This is a genomic window from Shewanella morhuae, assembly GCF_003028295.1.
In the GTDB taxonomy this organism is placed as follows: domain Bacteria; phylum Pseudomonadota; class Gammaproteobacteria; order Enterobacterales; family Shewanellaceae; genus Shewanella; species Shewanella morhuae.
The window spans coordinates 2,149,584-2,170,426 of sequence record NZ_PYSG01000002.1 but is presented as its reverse complement, the minus strand read 5'-3'; the positions used below and the strand labels follow the sequence as shown (position 1 = coordinate 2,170,426).

General features: G+C 40.9%; 24 protein-coding genes and 1 tRNA gene. 12 read left to right on the top strand and 13 right to left on the bottom strand.

Annotated elements, in window-relative coordinates:
- Positions 1–13: 13 nt before the first annotated feature.
- Genes C9I43_RS09960 through C9I43_RS09935 form a run of 6 tightly spaced genes read right to left on the bottom strand, consistent with a single transcriptional unit; the run spans position 14 to position 5,829 of the window.
- A complete protein-coding gene (locus C9I43_RS09960) occupies positions 14–754 on the bottom strand; it encodes a cytidylyltransferase domain-containing protein (RefSeq protein ID WP_107883347.1) in 741 nt (246 codons plus the stop codon).
- Between the two features lie 2 nt (positions 755–756).
- The gene (gene pseI / locus C9I43_RS09955) at positions 757–1,830 is read right to left on the bottom strand and encodes a pseudaminic acid synthase (protein WP_107883346.1); all 1,074 of its coding nucleotides are present in this window, start codon (positions 1,828–1,830) and stop codon (positions 757–759) included.
- A gap of 1 nt (position 1,831) precedes the next feature.
- On the bottom strand, positions 1,832–2,938 hold the full coding sequence (locus C9I43_RS09950; RefSeq protein ID WP_107883345.1) for an aromatic ring-hydroxylating oxygenase subunit alpha: 1,107 nt from the start codon (positions 2,936–2,938) through the stop codon (positions 1,832–1,834).
- The gene (pseG, locus tag C9I43_RS09945) at positions 2,935–3,993 is read right to left on the bottom strand and encodes a UDP-2,4-diacetamido-2,4,6-trideoxy-beta-L-altropyranose hydrolase (RefSeq protein WP_181317871.1); all 1,059 of its coding nucleotides are present in this window, start codon (positions 3,991–3,993) and stop codon (positions 2,935–2,937) included. The genes C9I43_RS09950 and pseG overlap by 4 nt, the downstream gene beginning before the upstream one ends.
- Positions 3,983–4,735, bottom strand: a complete 753-nt coding sequence (locus tag C9I43_RS09940; protein WP_258191877.1) for an SDR family NAD(P)-dependent oxidoreductase — start codon at positions 4,733–4,735, stop codon at positions 3,983–3,985. The genes pseG and C9I43_RS09940 overlap by 11 nt, the downstream gene beginning before the upstream one ends.
- A gap of 2 nt (positions 4,736–4,737) precedes the next feature.
- Positions 4,738–5,829 carry a 3-oxoacyl-ACP synthase III family protein gene (locus C9I43_RS09935; RefSeq protein ID WP_107883343.1) on the bottom strand — a complete coding sequence of 364 codons (1,092 nt, stop codon included), beginning with the start codon at positions 5,827–5,829 and terminating at the stop codon, positions 4,738–4,740.
- A 125-nt stretch (positions 5,830–5,954) separates the two neighbouring features.
- On the opposite strand from C9I43_RS09935, the gene C9I43_RS09930 reads away from it, so the two are divergent.
- Positions 5,955–6,971, top strand: a complete 1,017-nt coding sequence (locus tag C9I43_RS09930) for a 3-oxoacyl-ACP synthase III family protein (RefSeq protein WP_107883342.1) — start codon at positions 5,955–5,957, stop codon at positions 6,969–6,971.
- Between the two features lie 299 nt (positions 6,972–7,270).
- Here C9I43_RS09930 and C9I43_RS09925 read toward each other — a convergent pair whose 3' ends face one another.
- The 4 genes from C9I43_RS09925 to C9I43_RS09910 form a co-directional block, all read right to left on the bottom strand.
- The gene (locus tag C9I43_RS09925) at positions 7,271–7,540 is read right to left on the bottom strand and encodes a hypothetical protein (RefSeq protein WP_107883341.1); all 270 of its coding nucleotides are present in this window, start codon (positions 7,538–7,540) and stop codon (positions 7,271–7,273) included.
- Positions 7,537–8,835, bottom strand: a complete 1,299-nt coding sequence (locus tag C9I43_RS09920) for a motility associated factor glycosyltransferase family protein (protein WP_107883340.1) — start codon at positions 8,833–8,835, stop codon at positions 7,537–7,539. Before C9I43_RS09920 ends, C9I43_RS09925 begins: the two co-directional genes overlap by 4 nt.
- 50 nt (positions 8,836–8,885) lie before the next feature.
- A tRNA-Arg gene (locus C9I43_RS09915) sits at positions 8,886–8,961 on the bottom strand.
- Between the two features lie 55 nt (positions 8,962–9,016).
- Positions 9,017–10,183 (bottom strand): flagellar assembly protein FlgT, encoded by a 1,167-nt coding sequence (locus C9I43_RS09910; protein WP_107883339.1) that lies wholly within the window; start codon positions 10,181–10,183, stop codon positions 9,017–9,019.
- 265 nt (positions 10,184–10,448) lie between these two features.
- Here C9I43_RS09910 and C9I43_RS09905 point away from each other — a divergent pair, with 265 nt between their 5' ends.
- Positions 10,449–11,081 carry a FlgO family outer membrane protein gene (locus C9I43_RS09905; protein ID WP_107883338.1) on the top strand — a complete coding sequence of 211 codons (633 nt, stop codon included), beginning with the start codon at positions 10,449–10,451 and terminating at the stop codon, positions 11,079–11,081.
- Complete coding sequence (locus C9I43_RS09900) at positions 11,078–11,527, top strand: LPP20 family lipoprotein (RefSeq protein WP_107883337.1); 450 nt, start codon at positions 11,078–11,080, stop codon at positions 11,525–11,527. The genes C9I43_RS09905 and C9I43_RS09900 overlap by 4 nt, the downstream gene beginning before the upstream one ends.
- Positions 11,528–11,643: 116 nt before the next feature.
- On the opposite strand, the gene C9I43_RS09895 is transcribed toward C9I43_RS09900, so the two are convergent.
- From C9I43_RS09895 to flgA, 3 genes are all read right to left on the bottom strand, one after another.
- Positions 11,644–12,069: a flagella synthesis protein FlgN gene (locus C9I43_RS09895; RefSeq protein ID WP_107883336.1), complete on the bottom strand. Its 426-nt coding sequence runs from the start codon at positions 12,067–12,069 to the stop codon at positions 11,644–11,646.
- A 2-nt stretch (positions 12,070–12,071) separates the two neighbouring features.
- Complete coding sequence (flgM, locus tag C9I43_RS09890) at positions 12,072–12,395, bottom strand: flagellar biosynthesis anti-sigma factor FlgM (protein WP_107883335.1); 324 nt, start codon at positions 12,393–12,395, stop codon at positions 12,072–12,074.
- 73 nt (positions 12,396–12,468) lie between these two features.
- Positions 12,469–13,176: a flagellar basal body P-ring formation chaperone FlgA gene (gene flgA, locus C9I43_RS09885; protein WP_107883334.1), complete on the bottom strand. Its 708-nt coding sequence runs from the start codon at positions 13,174–13,176 to the stop codon at positions 12,469–12,471.
- Positions 13,177–13,381: 205 nt separating this feature from the next.
- Between flgA and C9I43_RS09880 the strand changes: the two genes are divergently transcribed.
- The 9 genes from C9I43_RS09880 (at position 13,382) to flgH (ending at position 20,838) form a co-directional block, all read left to right on the top strand.
- Complete coding sequence (locus tag C9I43_RS09880) at positions 13,382–14,302, top strand: chemotaxis protein CheV (protein ID WP_107883333.1); 921 nt, start codon at positions 13,382–13,384, stop codon at positions 14,300–14,302.
- 99 nt (positions 14,303–14,401) lie between these two features.
- Positions 14,402–15,241 carry a CheR family methyltransferase gene (locus C9I43_RS09875; RefSeq protein WP_181317870.1) on the top strand — a complete coding sequence of 280 codons (840 nt, stop codon included), beginning with the start codon at positions 14,402–14,404 and terminating at the stop codon, positions 15,239–15,241.
- 143 nt (positions 15,242–15,384) lie between these two features.
- On the top strand, positions 15,385–15,789 hold the full coding sequence (gene flgB, locus C9I43_RS09870) for a flagellar basal body rod protein FlgB (protein WP_076496647.1): 405 nt from the start codon (positions 15,385–15,387) through the stop codon (positions 15,787–15,789).
- 2 nt (positions 15,790–15,791) lie between these two features.
- A complete protein-coding gene (gene flgC / locus C9I43_RS09865; protein WP_107883331.1) occupies positions 15,792–16,208 on the top strand; it encodes a flagellar basal body rod protein FlgC in 417 nt (138 codons plus the stop codon).
- A gap of 24 nt (positions 16,209–16,232) precedes the next feature.
- Entirely contained in the window at positions 16,233–16,967 is a 735-nt protein-coding gene (flgD, locus tag C9I43_RS09860; protein ID WP_107883330.1) for a flagellar hook assembly protein FlgD, read from the top strand.
- 86 nt (positions 16,968–17,053) lie between these two features.
- Positions 17,054–18,436, top strand: coding sequence for a flagellar hook protein FlgE (flgE, locus tag C9I43_RS09855; protein WP_076496650.1), 1,383 nt, complete (start codon positions 17,054–17,056; stop codon positions 18,434–18,436).
- A gap of 173 nt (positions 18,437–18,609) precedes the next feature.
- Positions 18,610–19,353: a flagellar basal-body rod protein FlgF gene (flgF, locus tag C9I43_RS09850; protein ID WP_076496651.1), complete on the top strand. Its 744-nt coding sequence runs from the start codon at positions 18,610–18,612 to the stop codon at positions 19,351–19,353.
- Positions 19,354–19,363: 10 nt separating this feature from the next.
- Complete coding sequence (gene flgG / locus C9I43_RS09845; protein WP_076496652.1) at positions 19,364–20,152, top strand: flagellar basal-body rod protein FlgG; 789 nt, start codon at positions 19,364–19,366, stop codon at positions 20,150–20,152.
- 11 nt (positions 20,153–20,163) lie between these two features.
- On the top strand, positions 20,164–20,838 hold the full coding sequence (flgH, locus tag C9I43_RS09840; protein WP_107883329.1) for a flagellar basal body L-ring protein FlgH: 675 nt from the start codon (positions 20,164–20,166) through the stop codon (positions 20,836–20,838).
- Positions 20,839–20,843: the final 5 nt, after the last annotated feature.

The window sequence follows — 20,843 nt, the reverse complement described above, 5'->3', positions numbered from 1 at the left end:
CGATTGCATGAGATTAATGTGCTATTCGTTGTATTATATTGGCGTTAATACGAGCTATTTCGGGGTGAAGTTGTAATAATTGGCATATTTCTTTAGGAGAGACATTGAGCCAATTCTTATCCAATAGTTTAATTAATGTTGTTACGAGTTGTAAATCTTCATTTTCATCAACACATAGTCGGAATTTATTCCAACCTAATTCACCCGTTTCAACAGGAACTATAATTGTGTCAGGCTGTGAATAAAGATAAAGTGTCACATGTTCGCGCTCTGCTACAGTAGTCGCATTTTCGTAAGCTTTAGTTAGGCTTGCCATACTAAAAACTTCCACATCGAAGCCTCGAGGAAAATAACTTAAACTAATGTGTGTGTATTGCGAGTTATCACCTTGTCGATGTTTTGTAATCGCCTCATCAATTAATATTGCTGAAATTAATGGGCAGTCACCCGTAAGCCTAATTATTATATCCTCTGGCGCAGCATTTTCGTGCAGAGCAGCGTGATAAAATCGTGATAAAACATCTAATTCACTTCCACAAAAGAAGGGTTGTTTGTTGAGTTGGCAAAATTCAACTATTGGTTTATCAATCTCAGTGTTGCTTGTCGCAATAATATGTTTATCGACTAGTTTTGCTTGCCCAACCCTAGCAAGATGATATTCGAGCATAGGCTTGTCTTGTATAGCAGCTAATACTTTACCTGGTAATCTGCTCGATCCCATTCGAGCTTGGGTAATGCAGATCGCTCTTTGCATTGTCAATCCTGTTTCTTCAAAGGAATTGAAAGATGTTGCTCTGATAAGGGAGTGCCAAATGCAATATCTGTAATCGCTGTCTGTTCTAATATTTGCGGTAGATAACGAGTATGCAATCCCTTTGCTGGACGAACAGAACGAATATTTTCTTCTGTAAAATGCTCCCCCTTTTTTATCGCTTTACTCACGTACAAAGAACGCCGAAAATCTCTGCCTCCAGCTTCGCTTGGCTTAATGTCATAACCTACAGTGCCCAAGGCTTTGAAAACTTTAAGAGTTTCTTGTTTTAATGTTGCGAATTCATTTGGCTCAAGTGAGAAAGCAGAATCGACTGAGCCGTCTGTTTTATCTAGGGTAAAATGTTTTTCTATCACTGATGCACCAAGTCCCACAGCTATAATAGATGCTGTGTTATCAATAGTGTGATCACTTAATCCTATGGGGAAGTCAAATCGACGACATAAATCTGCAATTGTGCGTAAATTGCAATCTTCAAGTGGTGTAGGATAGCCACTTATACAGTGTAATAACGCGAGTTGTACACCACCAGCATTGGCAATCGCGCTAACTGCTTCATTGATTTCTTCAAGCGTGGCAAGCCCTGTGGACATTATGATAGGTTTGCCTGTTTTTGCTGCAGCGGTTATTAAGCCAATATCATTAATTTCAAATGATGCGATTTTATAGGCTGGACAATTAAGTGACTCGAGTAACTCAATTGCAGTCTTATCAAATGGCGAGGAAAATAAAGTAATATTGTTCTTTTTTGCTCGTTCAAAAAGCGCCTCATGCCATGACCAAGGTGTATGTGCTTCTTGATATAAATTATAAAGAGTTCTACCGCCCCATAATCCACCCTCGATTTGAAATTCTGGACCATCATGGTTTAACGTAATCGTATCTGCGCTATAGGTTTGAATCTTTATTGCATCCACTCTAGTTGCAGCTGCTGCATCTATCATTGCTAATGCTTGCGATAAATGACCTTTGTGGTTACCTGATAATTCAGCAATGACATAGGGCGGATGCAATGGTCCAATTTCACGACCGTTGATTGAAAGGGTTGTATTAAACATTTTATAGCCCTTCTAATAGTTCGTTGAGATCAAGACGCCAGGCATTATGAAAATGGCGGATTCTATCTTCACATTTGCCAAGTAAACCAGGAACATTACAGTGGGGCATATTTTTTTGGCAAGATTCAGCAATCACACGATCTTCTTCTAAAATTGTATGATTAAATTGGGTGAAATTAAGATTGATAGCTGTTTTTACAGCTTCACTTATTACTCTATCGTTTGGTTTACTTATCATTTTTAATTGATAATTTAATTTGGTATGCGTGGGGTCTATCGGGTCGTAAGTTTGTAGTGACATTAAAGAGCCATTAGTTAGGCCTATAGCGAGATTTGGGTAAATAAAAAAATGATTATATTCTTTAAAGTCAGAGTGTTGGTTGGTTTTTAAATGTTTTCGAGCACCTGCCCACCATTTGTGCGTGGCATCCTGCAGTGGAGTATTACCTGTTGTATGACCATTGAAATTTTCTATTTCACATTCTGCTTTCGCAAAATTTGCAAAGGTTTCAGGGTGAACTCCTGCGACATGATAAACTTCAAGCACTGTTTCACAAGCAATTTTCCAATTCGTATTCCACAGAAAACTGCCTTCTTGAACTTGTTCTGTAAAATCAGTTGACACTCGTTGTAATATACTGAAATAGGGCCCTAAAAATTCAATTAATGATGGCCCTCTTGCGGCAACGCGTACGAAAATGAGTTCCCCGCAGATATCAACTGTAAATTGCTTTAAAGCTAAGTGTTTTTTTGCTGCTTCGTCTAGGCCAAAATCAGTCCTATTTTGAGGCACACCTGCCAATACGCCATCGCTTTTATAACTCCAGCAATGATATGGACATCTGAGTGGACGATTACCTCGCACATCCCGTTGAAGAGTCGCTTTTCTATGGCTACAAATATTTAATAGCGCACTTATTTGACCATTAAAATTTTGCACCACCACTGGAGTATTACCGATTGTGATAGTGATAAAGTCATTATTTTTCGACAAGTGCTCTTTAAAACCGACAAAAATCCAATTTTGCTCAAATACACGACTCAGTTCTTGTTCGAACGTTAGTAAATCATAGTAATGTTTTGGAAGTATGGATTGTGTCGAAATCATTGATGTCCCAATTTATTATTTATGCCAATCATCAACTGTTCAATGATCCGCTGACAACCTTTAGTGTCAACCAATTGGCGAGCCTGTTCACCCATATGAACTCTTTTGCATGTATTATGCCAAAGAATAAGTACTTCTTCTCTGATTTTATTCAATAAATCTCGATTTTGCGATATGTCACCGTTTTCATCATTGAAGTTTCTAACATCTATGCCATGGTACCATGTGTTATTTAGTGGTGAGGTTAAAGCGGGTAACTGATTGTCAACAGTAATTAACGCTAAGGTTGGTACACCCATTGATGCGAGTTCGCCAAGTGTTCCCCCCGCCGCTGAAATGGCTAATCCAGAACGTGACATTATTTCAGCAACAGATTCAGGGTTGCAAATTAGATGAAAACAAGTGTTTTTTTTCTGCAAATTTTTAAGAGATAGCTGGTGTTGGTGAGTTTTACCAAGCAATAGTTGGATTTGTACTTGGGGGAGACAGTCAAGCAGTAATTTAGATAATGGGAGTGCCAGGGATTTACTATCAGTTCCACCTAAGGTTATGAGTAGATTTTTTCGTTCTTCAACAGGAATTAAATTACATCGGGAAAATTCTTGGCGTAAATAAGTATATTGAGGCCCCAAACAAAGCATTGCAGTTGGAGCGTGCCGTTTATATACATCTAAAGGAGCATTCGGAGCTGGATTGATAATAAGATCTGCAAAAAAAATAGCATTATTTAGACCATCATCGAGTTTAACAAGGTATACATCTAAATTTTTTAGTGTGTCCAATTCTGAATCTACTAAGTAATAATCGTCAACGACAAGTACCGTAGGTTTTAGAAGCATTAGTTCGTGTGTGTTTAATGGACTATTTATCGAATGAGTAGAAAAACCTTGTTGATGTAGTTTATGTAATAGGACATCTGTACACGACTTATAGGCAAACACCACTTCAAATTGAGTTTGTGCCGCTTGTGCTAATGCAAATAACCGCATAATGTGGCCTGCACCAATTTGCTGGCTACTATTTCCATAGAAAACAATACGTGCTTTATCCAGCAAGAAAGCCACCATCTACGATTAATGTTGTACCTGTTATTTTTAGACTTAAATCGCTTACTAGAAAATAGACACTATTAGCTACATCTTCTGGAGCGCAAAGGCCTAAAGGGTGTGCTGCGATCAGCGCTTGAGACTGGTGTTCACCTATTGTCTGAAACTGTTTATCTGCTTTTGCTCCGCTTACTATTGCAGGTGCAACACAATTGACTCGTATCGATTTTATCGCAAGCTCTAGGGCTGCGGATTGAACTAACGAAGATAGTGCAGCTTTTGATGCTGCATATAAAGTACGAGCTTTTAATCCTCGCTGTCCAGCGACAGAACCAATATAAACAAAACTTGCATTATGAGAATAATATTTTGTTCTTGAAAAAGCAGTCGTTAGCATCAGAGCGGCAGAAAAATTAACATCAAAATAGTTATTAATTTGCTTTGCAGAAATACTTCGTAAAGGACTATAACCTTGGAAACTCGCACTGTGCACTAATCCATCAATAGGTCCATACTTTTCATTTATAGTTTTTGCCCAAGGTAAAATGTCATCGAGTCGACTTAAGTTATAAGGAACAACGTAGTGATCGCCTACTAGCTGACATCTGGTGGCTTCTAGAGCTTCTTCTCGTCGCCCTATCAATATAAGTTTTGCACCGTGGGCATCTAATTTTTTACATATAGCAAGACCAATATCAGAATCAATCGCAGCCCCTGTAACGATATATAGCTTATCTTTTAAATTCATCATGATTATTGCTGAATGAGTGATAGGGCTTCAAAATCATCATTAATTTCAATGATCTCTGGCGCAACAATTGGTCCAATATCAGTGATGATAGCTCCCCAAGACCAACCAACGCCAAAGCCACCAAGCATCACTTTTTTAGTTTCCTTGGTAAAAAAATCACTTAATTGATGACAAATAGCCAATGGTACTGATGCACTGGAGGTATTACCGAAATCTTTCATATCAATTAAGTATTTATCACCAGGTACTTTTACTTTTTTACGTAAGTGCTCCAAAATGAAATGGTTAGCTTGATGCATTACAACCATGTCCAGATCATCTACTTCAAGCTGTGCGAGTAGGAGTGCGTCTTTTACTAATTTGGGTACTACTTTTAAAGTGAAAGAAAATACTGCTGCACCGTTTAAATACAATCGAGATTCTTTGTAGAGTCTTTGCTCTTCGTCACGGCTTCGAGACGATAATCCTGGCATAGTCGGATTTCGTCTGCCTCCCGCTTTTACTGCAATGTGTTGTCCACCAGTACCATCTGTTCCAAAAACAGCATAAGAATCTGGCCAGTTTTCATCATACTCTAGCGCAGTTGCCACTCCTGCATCGCCAAACAAAGGAAGTGTTCCGCGATCATCTGGTAGCAAGTGACGACTTGATGTATCACCGCATAGCACTAAGGCACGCTTACCATTTGAACTATTTAGCAATTGGCTTGCTATCCAAGTACCATAAACAAAGCCAGAGCAGCCTAAGCTAACATCTAAGCATGCAGCTGATTGAGGCAATCCAAGTCTATGCTGCATGAGGCAGGCAGTTGCTGGGAGCGCGTAATCAGAGTCCTGCGATACATATATCAGTATATCGATAGTTTCTGGTGGCCAATCAAGACGTTGAAGTAATGTTTGTGCTGCTGCAATGCACATGTCAGACGCACAAAGATGAGAAGGTAATATGCGTCTACTATGAATTCCAGTGCTTGCAAATATTTTATTTGCTTCTTCTTGAGTAAAGATATCTGGAGTATCTACATAGGAATGTCTGTGGGTAGGGACTGCAGCTTGCATTCCTGCAATTTTGACTGATTTTATCACAGCTTCCATAAATAGCCTTGTTGAGGTTAATATCGTTTTTAACTATAACATTGAATAATATAGCTTGAAAGTACAAGGCTCATAGTTAAAATAAACTAGCCTTTTGCGATTATAGTAAAAATCTGGAATACGAGATGACTGAAGCTTTAATTAAAAATATTACTATTTCTGGTATTGTATCTGTGTTGCCAGAAGTCGAAAAGGTGAATATTGATAAGCAATCAAATGAGAATAGCCAAGAGATGACCCGCATTATAGCTTCTACGGGTATACACTCTAGGCGTATTGTCAAGCCTTCGCAAACCGCTTTAGATTTAGGAGTAATAGCTTGCCAATCTCTCCTTAATGAGATGCAGTGGGAAGCTGGTGATATTTCTCTTATTATTTTTGTGACTCAAACTCCTGATTTCCCATTTCCAGGTAATGCCATACAGCTTCAGCACCGGCTTGGTTTGAGTAAGAGTACGCTAGCATTTGATGTTAATTTAGGTTGTTCAGGTTTTGTCTATGGTTTATGGCAAGTATCTCAATTACTCAGTGGCTTAGAAGGAGATAAGGCTATATTGGTCGTTGGTGATACGACAAGCCAACAATATAGCGAATCAAATCGTGCTGTAGCTTCGTTATTTGGTGATGCAGTGAGTGCAATTGCTATTGAAAAACGGCAAAATTGTGAAGATATGGTTTTTTCATTAGGGAGTGACGGATCTGGTGCACCGTACCTGATTCAGCCCTACGGTGGAGCAAGAAGACCTAATACCCAGCCAGAACTTTTTATGGATGGTATGCAAGTATTTGTATTCACATTAAGAGAAGTACCCAAATCAATCAATCAATGTTTGGATAGGAAGGGTTGGGCAGTAAATGACATTGACTTTTGCGTTATGCATCAAGCTAATGAAATGATGTTAAAACGTTTGGGAGATAAAGTAGGCTTTACAAGCGAACAAGTTATCATTTCAATGAGGGAGGTCGGCAATACCAGTTCTGCATCGATTCCTTTAGCACTTTGTTCAAGTCTGTCATCAAAGTTAACCACTCAAAAAAATAAATTATTACTCTCAGGCTTTGGCGTGGGGTGGTCTTGGGGAAGTGTGGCTATTCACCTTGATAAATTAACTATTTGTCTGTTAATTGATTTAAGTTGTTAGGCTCTGAGTACAAATTGATACAGTGTCACTTATCGATTATGCCGTTGATTGATTAATCCGACCGCAAGTGACTTAAATTTCAAATTTTTACTCTGCTCTAAGATTATCTAGTTTACTTAATCGTTCACATAAAATATGTTTTTGGCATGAAGTCATATTTATTTTATCGCATCTCTTTTATGGTGCTAATTATTCAATGGCTACTTTAGTTAAATCTTTAGTTAACTTTTTGGGTTGCTGTTTTATTCTATAGAACTACAGCAGATGTTCTAGTTTGGGATTAGTTGGACTGTCTGTTGTTATGTGTTAAAAGACACATTTAATAGTAGGGGGAGGTCATATTCAAGACTGTCAGCTAAAGCTAGCCAGTCATGACGCTCTTGCGCTGCAAGCATCTCACGAAATAATTGTACAACTGTCATTGCGTTTGTTAATTCAGGCAACAGAGGCTTGAGCTGATCTATACAATGAGCAAAGTCATGTGAACCATCGGCTTCATGGCCTAATCGAAATTTACTCGCAGTCGTTATCAGTTTCATGACGAGTTCGTCAGTTGCTTTATTGCTCATGATTTGCATTCCAGATAATGAGTACCATCAATAGCAGCGCCATCTAAACTTACATTATAAAATATTACATGTGGTTTAGAATGGATGTAGTGTTCTAATGCAAGTAGATACCCACGAAAATTAAGATCAGTCGCTACTTTTTCCCCATGACCATTCATAACCCAATGCTGTTTCGCATGGGTTACGGAGGGCCCTAACTTACCGTCTTGCCAGAAAGCGTGCGTTTTATTATGCGGATAACTAAAATCACAACCAAATAATGTAATGGTTTTACTTTTTAAATATACAGCTAAATCAATAGCTGGGTGGATCACACTGCCATTAGTAAATAAGCGTAATTTAGGCGCGAGTTGGTGTAACTCATCATAGACTTGACTCTGTGAATAAGCGGCAAAACGTTGTCCTGGCCACCATTGCAGCACATCTTGTCGTGACTTGGGGAAATAGACCAACTTAACACTCGTGGGGATGTTATCAGGTAATAGCTGCCTTGATATGTTTTGATCTATGCTGACAACGATATCAGGGATAATATTTTCATTGAGTAATGCTTTTAATGCAGTATCGACACTAATCATTAGTGGCCGAGTTGGTTTTGGTAATGTTTGTTGCGCCCTTAAGTATGCGTAATGTAGCTCTAGTGTTGGACCCGTGGCTATGACTAGCGTCTTAGTCGGTTGGTAGTGGGAGCTTAAGTCTGCGGCATCTCTGTCTTTTTTTATAGTGGCGAGATTCTCCATCATCCGTAGCCGAAGCTTATCATCAACACTGCCATGGCTTTTATTTGCATAGGTCAGGTTATTATTAAATACCAATAAGTCACGCAGTCTAGCATTATCATCACTACTCAGTAATAGTTCTGGGGTAATAGCAATATATTGTTGTGCTAACCTGTGATGTTGAAGCTGAAATTCCAGCTCTAGGCGTTGATCGCTTAACCATTGTCGTTGATCGGTATAAGTCAATAATAAGGCAAATAGATTTACGTTGAGTATGCAGATACGAATATGTTTTATGGCTGAATTTTGCACGAGAATTGTAGGGACATCCCCCATGCCGACGCCGTAAACAGTTGCTTCACTACTGTTATTTGGCAGTTGACTAATTAAAAGCTGTGCTTCTGCAATACGATTGTGACGGCTGCTTAACTGGATACCATTTACGCTAATGGTTTGCTCAGTACCTTGCACTAAATGGGCACTTAAATCTAAGACTGAAGCTGTATTTAGCATTTGACTTAGTAATGGCCAGCGTTGATTTATAATTTCTAGGTTGGAGTCAAAAAGTACAGTCATTAACCGTATCCTTGAAAATCGTTGAAGTTTATCAAGATAAGCCTGTTAACTGGTCTCTCCACAGGGACTCGAACCCCGATCGGCCGCTTAGGAGGCGGCTGCTCTATCCTGTTGAGCTATAGAGAGACGAGCGTAATTATACTGGTTTTATCCTTGATTAAAAGGCTTAAAATTTAGTTGCTTAAATCTTAAGCGCTATGTCGTTTATCTGCACATTATAGGTAGCATTTTGATCTTCAAGTACTGCGGTTGCGCTTTCTTCGCTCACTTGTTCGATTTTTACTGTTGCTCGGCTCTTAGTGGCGATAGCGCGCATTTCGTTAAGGCGATCAGGCAAATTTTGTTGTAATACGACTTGGAATTTATCACCGGCACGAATGCCATGTTTACGGCCTAGATTTATAATAATTCTGTCTGCTTGGCGGCTGACAACTTGACCCAGCAATGGTCTGCAATTGAGTGCGCTGTCTAAGTCTTGAGTGGCTTGTTGCATTAATTGGCTGATACTTTTACCGTAGGACGAACGCCAGAATCTATCGCTATTAGGCGTAACGATTGCTTGTTCTTCAAATTCCCAAAGTGCCGACGCACTGTAGCTCTTACTCCAAACTTCTTCTCCACTTATCCCATGGTAGAGACTTAGTTTAAGGTGAAATTGTCTTGTCGGAGCCTCATCCCATAATCCAAGAAAGGTTGTTTGCACAGGGTCTACAGAAATATCGATAATTTGAGGCTGCAGTATATACTGGCTATCCGTGATTTCACTAAGCCAACTTGGGAGCCGATAACCACGAACATCGACAAGCGCTGGTGTAATATCGAGTCGCTCTTTAGCATGGATATGACTAAAACTTGTGGCTGAGTAATCTTCTATTATATTACCCAGCTTTTCGGAAATGACTTCTTCAAAACCTGACAGTTGTCCGTATCTTAGCTGAGCACGATCTTTAATTTGCGATTGTGGAATTAAGATGGCGGCTTTTAAATGAGCGTTAGGACATTGTGGCGTCTGCTCATCATTAAGATCAATTCTTAGGGAAACATTTATTTTATTCCCTTGAATCCTCTCATTAATGAGTTGAATGCTACTCGCTTGGGCATAACGATTTAATGCGAATTTATTCTGGGTAAGATTACCATTGGTTGTTTGTTGCTCGCTGGATATACGAATGCCGGCGTTTAACGTGGCATAACTTACCGCTTGGTTAATTGCTTCTTCCCTTGCTTGAGCTATATTGCCATTCACGATAGCGGCTTCCCCGCTGGCCTCTATCCATTCAGCTTGAGTCGGTAACGACAATAATGAAAAAATCAGCAAAATGAGCGAAGCTGAACGTGATATAAGCATCTATTCAATCCTTATCGCTAAACTAATAGCGATACAGTAAGCCAGTTTTCTGGCAACCTATCTAATATTATTGCTAAGCAATTTCCATGCCTAATTAGCTAGGTGTTTTGATAAAGGTTTGCCAGCAATGGCCGATAAAGTTCGTAATAAAATAATATTTTGGATTTGGATGCAACCTTGGTCTAAACCTTGCTTCCTTAATTCAAAACAATAGAGTGGGTCACTTTATTGTCAATAAATCGATACCATCAATGAGGTAACTACAATGCTAAAGCGCGTAATAATTCCCTTAACATTGTTAATGTTAGGTGGATGCGTTGCTAAACCAGTTGCACCGCCAAAGCCCAGCTTAGTGGATGGCAATGGTTTGCCGCCAACAGCCATGATTAACCATCTGGCACAGCGCATCGTAACTGAATTAGTTAAGCAAAATGATGCCTTACGTTCAGATCAGCCTATTGTGGTCACCACTCCCGTAATGGTTGGCGATATGCATAGTTCTAATGCGCTGGCGCAACAGTTACAACAGGGATTAATGACCTCACTACATAGTTTTCAATTTAATGTCGTGGATTTAAATCTAGCGGATGGCTTACAAGTCACCGCTGATGGTGATTTTATTTTGACGCGGGATTGGCAAAAACTTTCGAAAGACTTACCCGTAGAACATCTTTTGGTATCGACTATGAGCGCTGTCACCAATGGCATGGCAATTAATACGCGTATTGTGAGTCTAAGTAATAATCGTGTGGTGTCAGCTTCGCAAACGTTTGTGACTCAAAAAGAATTGGCTAACTATATGCAGCCTTCGGAGCAAATCGTGTCACAAAACGGCATCCTTTACCGGCAGGCTAGCCCTGGTATGAATGAAGTGCGAGTCTTAGGAGATGGAAAATGAAACGTTATTTGGCTCTTATTACTGCGCTGTTATTGAGCGGCTGCGCCGCAAAAGATAAATATGTTCAGTGGGAGGATGTACCGCCGCCCAGTTTTCCAAAGCTAACCGCTATCGGTTATGCACCTTTAGCCACTCAGCCAGCAAAAGAGCAATCACAGCGAGTTTTAATGGCGATGCAAGCTTCAAAAATTGTGGCCTATCGAGAGTTAGCCGAGCAGGTTTATGGTCAAAAAATTACTGCTAATAGCAGTGTCAGTGATTGGATGTTGACCGACGATAATGTCAAAGCCTCTGTTTCTGGGGTGATACGCGGTGCGCGAGTAATTAAGAGCTATCCGGCTGGCGATCATTATGTTACTGAGTTAGAGCTTGATTTCTCTCAGGTTTGGGCACTTTATCAGCAGCAGAGTCGACCGCAAAAAGTCAAAGAAGTGACTTACTTTTAGCTGTTTTAGTTATTTCAATTGGACTGTCGAGCCGCAAATTTGCGCGGCTTTTTTTACATCAACATGACATTTTACTCAAAGCGTCGGATAAAGAAATGCTAAGGGGGATATGCTTGTTAGGCTTTTAAATCATTGCCTAAGCTTGAGATAGTTGAGGTTTTACCTTTATCGTTATAAGTAAGGCTGGTTGCATTTCTACTCGCCTGTAAAGCTTGGGCAAAACGGTTTAGACTGGCCAAATTCATTTCTATTAGGCTGGCATTTTGTTCATTAAGTTCTTTACACTCAATTAATGCCGTTTTAATTATATCCATTTTATGGATAAGTTCTGTTTGCAAAGTGAGCAGTGCTTTATCACTGTGAGCGGCTAAAATATCATCATTAGCTTTTAGATCTTTCAAGCATTGTGATTTCTCACTAGCAAGTGACAGCAGTAAATCGGCGTTTTGGTCTGCCAAAGCGCCTTTTTCTTTGAGTATGATTTGCTTAAGTACAGCCAAATGGGCGTGTTGTTGATCTACCAGTTTAGCTATTGCTGTCATAGTTACTCTTTATTTAAGTCGTTAAGTTCGGCTTCAAAACTTGCAATATTAGCCGCTAATTTTTCAGGATCAATCTTGTAACGACCTTCTGCAATTGCTTGTTTAATTTCAGCGACTTTCTTTTGGTCAACTTCAGGAAGGCTCGCCATTTTAGACTGTGCTTTTTGAAGCTGTTGCGCTTGGGCGGTAATGACCACTGAATCGCTTTTTTGTGGTGTTGTCGATTTTGTAGCAACTTGAGCCTGTTGTTCGCTGCTGGTTTTAGTTGCCCCAGTTCGAACTTGTGCAGTGGTTGCAGTATTGAGTTTGCTAATGTCTATGGCCATTTTCAGCTCCAGCGTGTGTATTCGGGATTTCTTAACTGGGTATCGGCAGCTTATAAAAAAGCTTTAGGCTATTTTACATTCTTACTTCAACTTCGCCAATGCCCGTGACTATAGCATCTAGTTCTTTGTTTGAACTGCTATTTTTGATTCTTATTCGTTCGCCCTTATTTCCATCTTGCAGAGCTTCTCCCGCTGTTTTAAGTTCGAAAGAGTTAGAACGAACATGGATAGATATTGAGTCGTTCTTACAAACGAAGCATAAGTTATTGCTCAATATAGGAGAATCTTTGGCAACTCGTCGCTTTACGCGCACGCCCGCTAACTTGTTAGGGTCATCAAATTCAGCCCCTCTTAAACTATTTTGCTCAATATAGCGTATTTCAACCTGACTACTAGAGATGAGCTCTCCGGGCGCTAAGATTTCCGTTGAAACAACAACGGGAAATAATATATCGACACGGACTGAGATATATATTTGCCATGGGTAGGCTAAGTCTGGTGTGTCACAGCTCACCTTTAGGGTGTTATTACGACTAATTTCTCTATCGCTCGCCATTTCGATATGAAGAGATGATGAGCATTGCGATGGCAACATTCTCGCGTCAACTATTTGTGGTGTTATATTGACCTTAGCATTAGCTGGTGCTGATATCTTTTCAAGAATAAGCGCTTTAGCTAATTCTGATATGGCCGATATGGTTGGGGCAACAGGCTCTGCACTCGCAGAAGCGGGCGTTAAAAAGGTAAAAATACAAAAAAAATAGACTAAATTTACTTTCATAATGAAGAGACTAGCGTGTAACGCTAGAATACACCTATACTTTTATAAAGATCGAAGCTGGCCACTGGCATAATTATTTCTACTACAGTCAGAAGATTGACTCAGTTTCGACTATGTTTATCGATAGATAAGATGTAAGCAATTAATATGCCTATACTCACCTGAGTCATAGGGCCGTACATAAACAGAACAACAAGGCAGAGTTATGTCGAGTATTCTTGATTCAGTCAACCAACGAACCCAGCTCGTTGGTCAAAACCGTTTAGAGTTATTGCTTTTTAAGCTAAATGGTCGTCAGCGTTTTGGGATTAACGTTTTTAAAGTTAAGGAAGTGCTGCAGTGCCCACCACTGACCACTCTGCCTAAACTGAACCCATATGTAAAAGGTGTCGCTCATATTCGTGGTACAACGATTTCTGTTATTGATTTGAGTGCAGCAACTGGCGGTCGGCCATTAACCAGTACTGAAAACTGTTTTATTATCATTTCGGAATATAACCGTAGTGTGCAAGGGTTTTTAGTCAGTTCAGTTGAGCGCATTATCAATATGAATTGGGAAGCTGTGATGCCACCACCACAGGGCGCTGGCCGCAATTCTTATTTAACTGCGGTGACAGAAATTGAAGGAGAGTTAGTTGAAATCCTTGATGTTGAAAAAATTCTAGATGAAATTTCGCCGGTCAAAACTGCTATCAGTGAAGAGGCTAATGAGAAGCTAACTCTCGACAGAAATCAGCATTACCATATTATGGTGATTGACGATTCCGCTGTGGCACGTAAACAAATTATTCGCTCACTTGAATCATTAAATTTACAAATTGATACAGCAAAAGATGGTCGAGAAGCATTAAATAAGCTTAAAGAAATCGCGAAAGAGATGGATAACGTTGCTGATGAAATTCCACTTATTATCTCAGATATTGAGATGCCAGAGATGGATGGCTATACCTTGACTGCCGAAATTAGAGATGATCCTAAATTGAAGCATATCAAAGTGGTACTGCATACTTCATTAAGCGGGGTATTTAATCAGGCAATGGTTCAAAAAGTAGGTGCGAATGACTTTATTGCAAAGTTTAACCCCGACGAGCTCGCAGCTGCGGTGAATAAGCATTTAAGTTTATAAATGTGTAGGTTAGTACCTCGATAAGCTTTACGCTATAATCTCGATTTCATAACATAATAGTTTTGCACTGATTTTTGTGCATGCTATAAGATTTAGGATGTGAATGTGCCAAATAAATCACTCGCTGAAGCTGAATATAATCAATTTAGATTGTTCTTAGAGCAACATAGCGGCATCGTACTGGGTGAGAATAAGCAATATCTGGTGCGCAGTCGTTTAGCTCCTCTGATGGGGAAATATAACCTGCCATCCTTATCTGATGTGGTTAAGCACTCGATGAAGCCGACAGAGCGAGCGCTGCGGGCTGAAGTCATCGATGCTATGACGACGAATGAAACGCTCTGGTTTCGCGACCGTTATCCATTTGAATTATTAAACAACGTACTCTTACCCGAGTATAGTCGTCTGGGGCGTCCTCTTAAAATTTGGTCTGCGGCGTGTTCGTCTGGACAAGAGCCTTATTCCTTAGCAATGACGATACTTGAGTATCAACAGAAGAAGCCCGGTGCACTTGCGGGAAGCGCTTCTATTCAAGCGACAGATTTATCCCCCTCGATGCTTGAGCGTTGTAAAAATGCCGAATACGACGGTTTGGCATTAGCACGTGGTCTATCAGAAGAACGTAAACGTCAGTTTTTTGATGCATTACCCTCTGGAAATATGAAGTTAAAAGATAACGTGAAGCGCTTAGTAAACTTCAGAGCACATAATCTGCTTGAGAGTTATAGCCTGCTTGGCAAGTTTGATATTATTTTTTGTCGTAATGTGCTTATTTATTTTGCTCCGGAGGCAAAGGCAAAAATTTTGCGGCAATTTGCTGCCGCTCTCAATCCCAAAGGGATTTTATTTCTTGGAGCTTCCGAATCCATTGCTGGATTAACTGATGAGTTTGATATGGTTCGTTGTAATCCAGGAATTTATTACCAAAAAAAGACCTAAATTAGCCGCTTAAATATGAATTACCGATGAATAGTCGGTAATTTTCTATCTGCTTTTTGTTTATTCCCTTGTTATCTTACCTTTTTGTACATGTTGGCACATCAATTGCTTTGTTTCTGTTAGTGATACAAGGAGGCAATTTTATGGCGATCAATTTTGATAATGCACTCGGTGTGCATCAATATACACTTGGTATTAGAGCGCAACGAGCCGAAGTGCTGTCGAGCAATATTGCCAATGCTGATACGCCACATTATAAAGCCCGCGATGTCGACTTTTCTGCGGCAATGCAATCCGCTCGCGGTCAACAGCAGCAGCGTCGCAGCCTTGATTTGCAAGAATCTGACAAACATTTTGGACTGGCAGAATTAACTGGCCAGCATGTTAAGTTCCGTGTACCTAATCAACCCGATACAGGTGATGGTAATACCGTTGATATTCAGCAAGAGCAATCAGCATTCATGCAGAATGCGCTTGAATATCAAATGTCACTTGGATTTTTAGATAGTAAATTCAGTGGTATGAAGAAAGCGCTGAGAGGTGATTAATCATGAGTTTATTTAGCATTTTTGATGTTGCTGGCTCGGGAATGTCGGCCCAATCGGTGAGATTAAATACTACTGCGAGTAACATCGCTAACGCTGATTCAGTCTCTAGCAGCATAGATAAAACATATCGTGCCCGCCATCCTATTTTTGAAGCTGAAATGGCTAAAGCTAGAAGCCAACAACAAACCACTCAAGGTGTAGCCGTCAAAGGTATTGTTGAGAGTGATAAGCCATTGCTTAAAGAATATTCGCCCGATCATCCGATGGCGGATGCGGACGGTTTTATTTATAAACCCAATGTTAATGTCATGGAAGAAATGGCAGATATGATTTCTGCTTCGCGATCATACCAAATGAACGTTCAGGTCTCTGAAGCAGCTAAGTCTATGCTGCAACAAACACTTGGGATGGGTAAATAACATGCGTAATGTAGGAGGTAAGTTGTGAGCCTCATTAATCAAATTAATCAAGCGGCAGTGCCAACTTCTCAGAATACCAGTTCAACAGGAAACCCGTTTCTTGATGGCATACGCTTGCCAAAAGACTCGATAGTGCCTGAGGCAAAAAGTCAGAACTTAACACAAGAGGATTTTTTCTCTTTATTAAGTCAACAGCTGTCGATGCAAGATCCTTTTAAGCCTGTTGATAATGATCAAATGATTGCGCAAATGGCGTCGTTCTCTACGGTTGATGGTATTTCTAATCTAAATAAAGAAATCGTCAATTTAAATAGTGTAATGACATCGAGCCAAGCGCTGCAAGCATCAGGACTTGTTGGCCGTAAGGTATTAATACCAACAGATACGGGCAATATCTCTGCTGAAAGTCCTACGATAAAAGGTGTGATCAGTACACCGAGTAAAATACCTGAGTTGACGGTGCGCGTTGAAGATGAAAAAGGCCAAGTGATTACGACTTTTAAAGTCGATGGTAGCGAAGGTGGTAACGTCGATGTCACTTGGGATGGTTTAGATAAAAACGGCCTGCCGGTTGCCGCGGGTAATTATTCTATTAAAGCCAATGGTTTAGTTGATGGAAAGGCTCAAGAATTACCTGTGTCGACCTACGCCCACGTAAGTAGTGTGTCTTTAGGTACGGCAAGCACCGGGGCGATTCTCAATTTAAGAGGCGGAATGGGCATTAAGTTAACCGATGTATTAGCGGTATCTGAAACTTAAGTTCGCATAAAAAGGTTGAGTGATCGCAGGATCCGAATTGGGCGTTAATCGTCCGTAATTAAATTGAGTAAAATGTAGAGGTATTTATGTCGTTTAACATTGCATTGAGTGGCATTGCCGCCGCACAAAAAGATTTAAACACTACCGCAAATAACATTGCTAATGCGAACACCATTGGCTTTAAAGAGTCTCGTGCTGAATTTGCCGATGTTTATGCTAATTCTATCTTCTCAAATGCGAAAACAGCTGTTGGGGGAGGGGTTGCGACGAGTCAGGTTGCTCAGCAATTTCATCAAGGTAGTTTACAGCTAACCAATAACTCCCTCGATATGGCGATTAAAGGCGGTGGATTTTTTGTCACGTCCTCTGATTTAGGTACGGCAGACCATGCATTTACCCGTGCGGGAGCCTTTAAAGTTGACTCCAATAATTACATGGTGGATTCAGCCGGTAATTATTTGCAAACTTTTCCAGTAGATAAAGATGGTAATTCTACATCAGTGAGTTTAACGACGGCTAAGCCTGTGCAAATTCCTGATACTGCGGGTAGCCCAGTAAAAACGGAAAATGTCACTCTGCAAATGAATTTGGATGCTAAGGCTGCCGCACTTGATCCCGCTGCATTTGACCCAGCAGACCCAAAAACCTATAACAACGTCACTTCAATGACTATTTACGACTCTCTCGGCGAGTCACATATCATGACGACCTATTTTGTGAAGCCTAAAGACGGCGCATATAACGGTGAGAATAACTGGGTTGCTTATTATGCGGTTGATAATAAGCCGGTTAATTTGAGTGGTCCAGCAGGGAAATACGATGTCGATGCCGATGGTGATGGCTCTCCAGATGTACCACTTGTCTCTGGCGGTGGTGGTGTTTCAGCGCAAACTGCGGCAGGTTGGACAGGCGCAGTTTTGAAGTTCAATTCTGTCGGAGCATATATTGAGAGTAATCCTGCGGTGATTACTACTGAGCCACTGGGTAATACGGGGGCTAATGTCATCGGCCCAGGAGCTGACGGCACTCAATCTTTAACCGTCAAGTTTAATGCCCCTACACAATATGCGGATCCTTTCTCAGCAACAGAGTTGAAGCAAGATGGAACGACGGTTGGGCGTTTAACTAACGTTGAAATTGGCACCGATGGTCTTATCACTGCTAGCTACAGTAATGGCTCGACGGTCAACCTGGCTCGGGTGGCATTAGTTCGTTTTGCTAATGAACAAGGGTTAACACAAGTCGGTAATACTTCGTGGAAAGCCAGTTTAGCCTCCGGCCCTGCGTTAGCGGGTGAGGCAAATAGTGGCACGTTTGGTGGCATTAGCTCTTCAGCATTAGAGCAATCGAATATTGATTTAACGACTGAGCTAGTTGATTTGATTTCGGCGCAGCGTAACTTCCAGGCGAACTCTCGAACTCTTGAGGTGAATAACACTCTGCAACAAACCATTTTACAAATCCGCTAATTACTATGCTATTCAACTAAGTGTTGCCGCCTATGGCAACACTTAGCCTTTCTACTGAGTTATCTCCATTCCCTTTATATATTTCTTATTTCTATCAATCGATTAAACGCTAAATTTATTGGCATGATGCTTGCTTTGCTATTGTCATGTAGAAAATTTGACGGGGTCGTCTTGTGGACAAATTCCTTTATATCGCGATGAGCGGCGCTAAGCAAAATATGAACGAGCTGGCGTTGCGTGCGAACAACTTAGCCAATGCGAATACCGAGGGTTTTAAATCCGATATGGCACAAGCCAGATCGATGCAAGCCTTTGGTGAAGGGTTGCCTACAAGGGTATTTGCTATGACAGAGTCTCCGTCAGCAAATTTTAAGTCTGGTCCAATAAAAACTACTGGACGGGATCTTGACGTTGCGATCAAAGGTGATGGCTGGTTTGCCGTACAGACAAAAGACGGCACAGAAGCTTATACCCGTGCCGGTAGCTTAAGTTTTGATTCTACCGGTTTGCTACATAATGACAGAGGTAATCCTGTGATGGGTGATGCGGGTCCTATCGTATTACCACTTCCTATCGAAAAGGTTTCTATTTCTCAAGACGGGATAATTTCAGTGCGTCCCCAAGGTGCAACTGCCGAAGTAGTTGAGGAAGTGGGTAGATTGAAATTGGTTAATCCAGGTAATGCCCAAATGATGCGCGGTGAAGATGGGTTATTTCGGCTTATGTCAGGTAATGATGCCCCAGCCGACCCAAGTGTTGGCCTTGAAAGTGGCGCAGTGGAAGGTAGTAACGTTAATCCTGTCGATGAAATGGTGTCGTTAATTAGCCTACAGCGTCAGTTTGAATTACAAGTCAAGATGATGAAAACCGCGGAAGAAAACGATCGCGCTTCATCTTCATTAATGCGTATTAGTTAGGAGATAGACTATGCATCCGGCGTTATGGATTAGTAAAACTGGCTTAGACGCACAGCAAACTGATATTTCGGTAATCTCAAACAACGTGGCCAACGCCAGTACTGTGGGTTACAAGAAAAGTCGCGCAGTATTTGAAGATTTACTCTACCAAACCGTTAACCAAGCTGGCGGTGTTAGCGCTTCTAACACTAAATTGCCCAATGGTTTAAACATAGGCGCCGGTACTAAAGTTGTCGCCACGCAAAAAATGTTTACGCAAGGCAACATGCTAACAACGGATAACTCTTTAGATTTAATGATAGAAGGTCCGGGATTTTTTGAGATCCAATTACCCGATGGCACTGCTGCCTATACCAGAAATGGTCAGTTTACCTTAGATGATACAGGCCAAATTGTGACGCCAGGTTCTGGTTATGTGCTGCAGCCGTCGATAACAGTGCCCGATAATGCGACCAGCATTACGGTCTCTGCTGAAGGTGAGGTGTCTGTGAAAATACCAGGAACCGCTGAAAACCAAGTCGTTGGCCAGTTGACTATGACGGATTTTATTAATCCATCAGGTTTGGATCCGATGGGACAAAACTTATATACAGAAACGGGGGCGAGTGGCACACCCATCCAAGGGACTGCTTCATTAGATGGCATGGGAGCAATCCGTCAAGGTGCTTTAGAAACCTCTAACGTAAACGTGACCGAAGAGTTAGTTAACCTTATTGAAAGTCAGCGTATTTACGAGATGAACTCCAAAGTGATTTCGGCGGTAGATCAGATGCTGTCTTATGTGACACAGAATTTATAGAGGCGAATATCATGACTAGATATCTTGTGTTGGCCGTCGCGCTATTACTTGCAGCCTGTAGCTCGACGCAAAAGAAACCGATTGCAGATGATCCTTTTTATGCGCCTGTTTATCCAGAAGCACCGCCGACAAAAGTTGCAGCTACGGGGTCAATTTATCAAGAAAGTCAATCAGCTAGTCTATATTCAGATATTCGCGCTCACAAAGTCGGCGATATCATCACTATCGTATTGAAAGAATCGACTCAAGCGAAAAAAAGTGCCGGTAATGAGATTAAAAAAGGCTCCGACCTGAGCATAGATCCGCTCTTCGCCGGTGGTAGCAATGTGTCTGTTGGCGGAGTCCCCATCGATCTACGCTACAAAGATAGTATGAATACGAAACGAGAATCAGATGCGGATCAAAGTAACAGTTTAAATGGCAGTATCTCGGCCAACGTTATGCAAGTACTAAATAATGGCAGTTTGGTGATCCGTGGAGAAAAATGGATCTCTATTAATAATGGTGACGAATTTATTCGTGTTACAGGACTGATCCGCTCGCAAGATATAAATACCGATAACACAATTGATTCAACGCGAATGGCCAACGCCCGTATTCAATACAGCGGCACCGGCACCTTCGCAGATGCTCAAAAAGTAGGCTGGTTAAGCCAGTTCTTTATGAGCGACTGGTGGCCTTTCTAAGGATT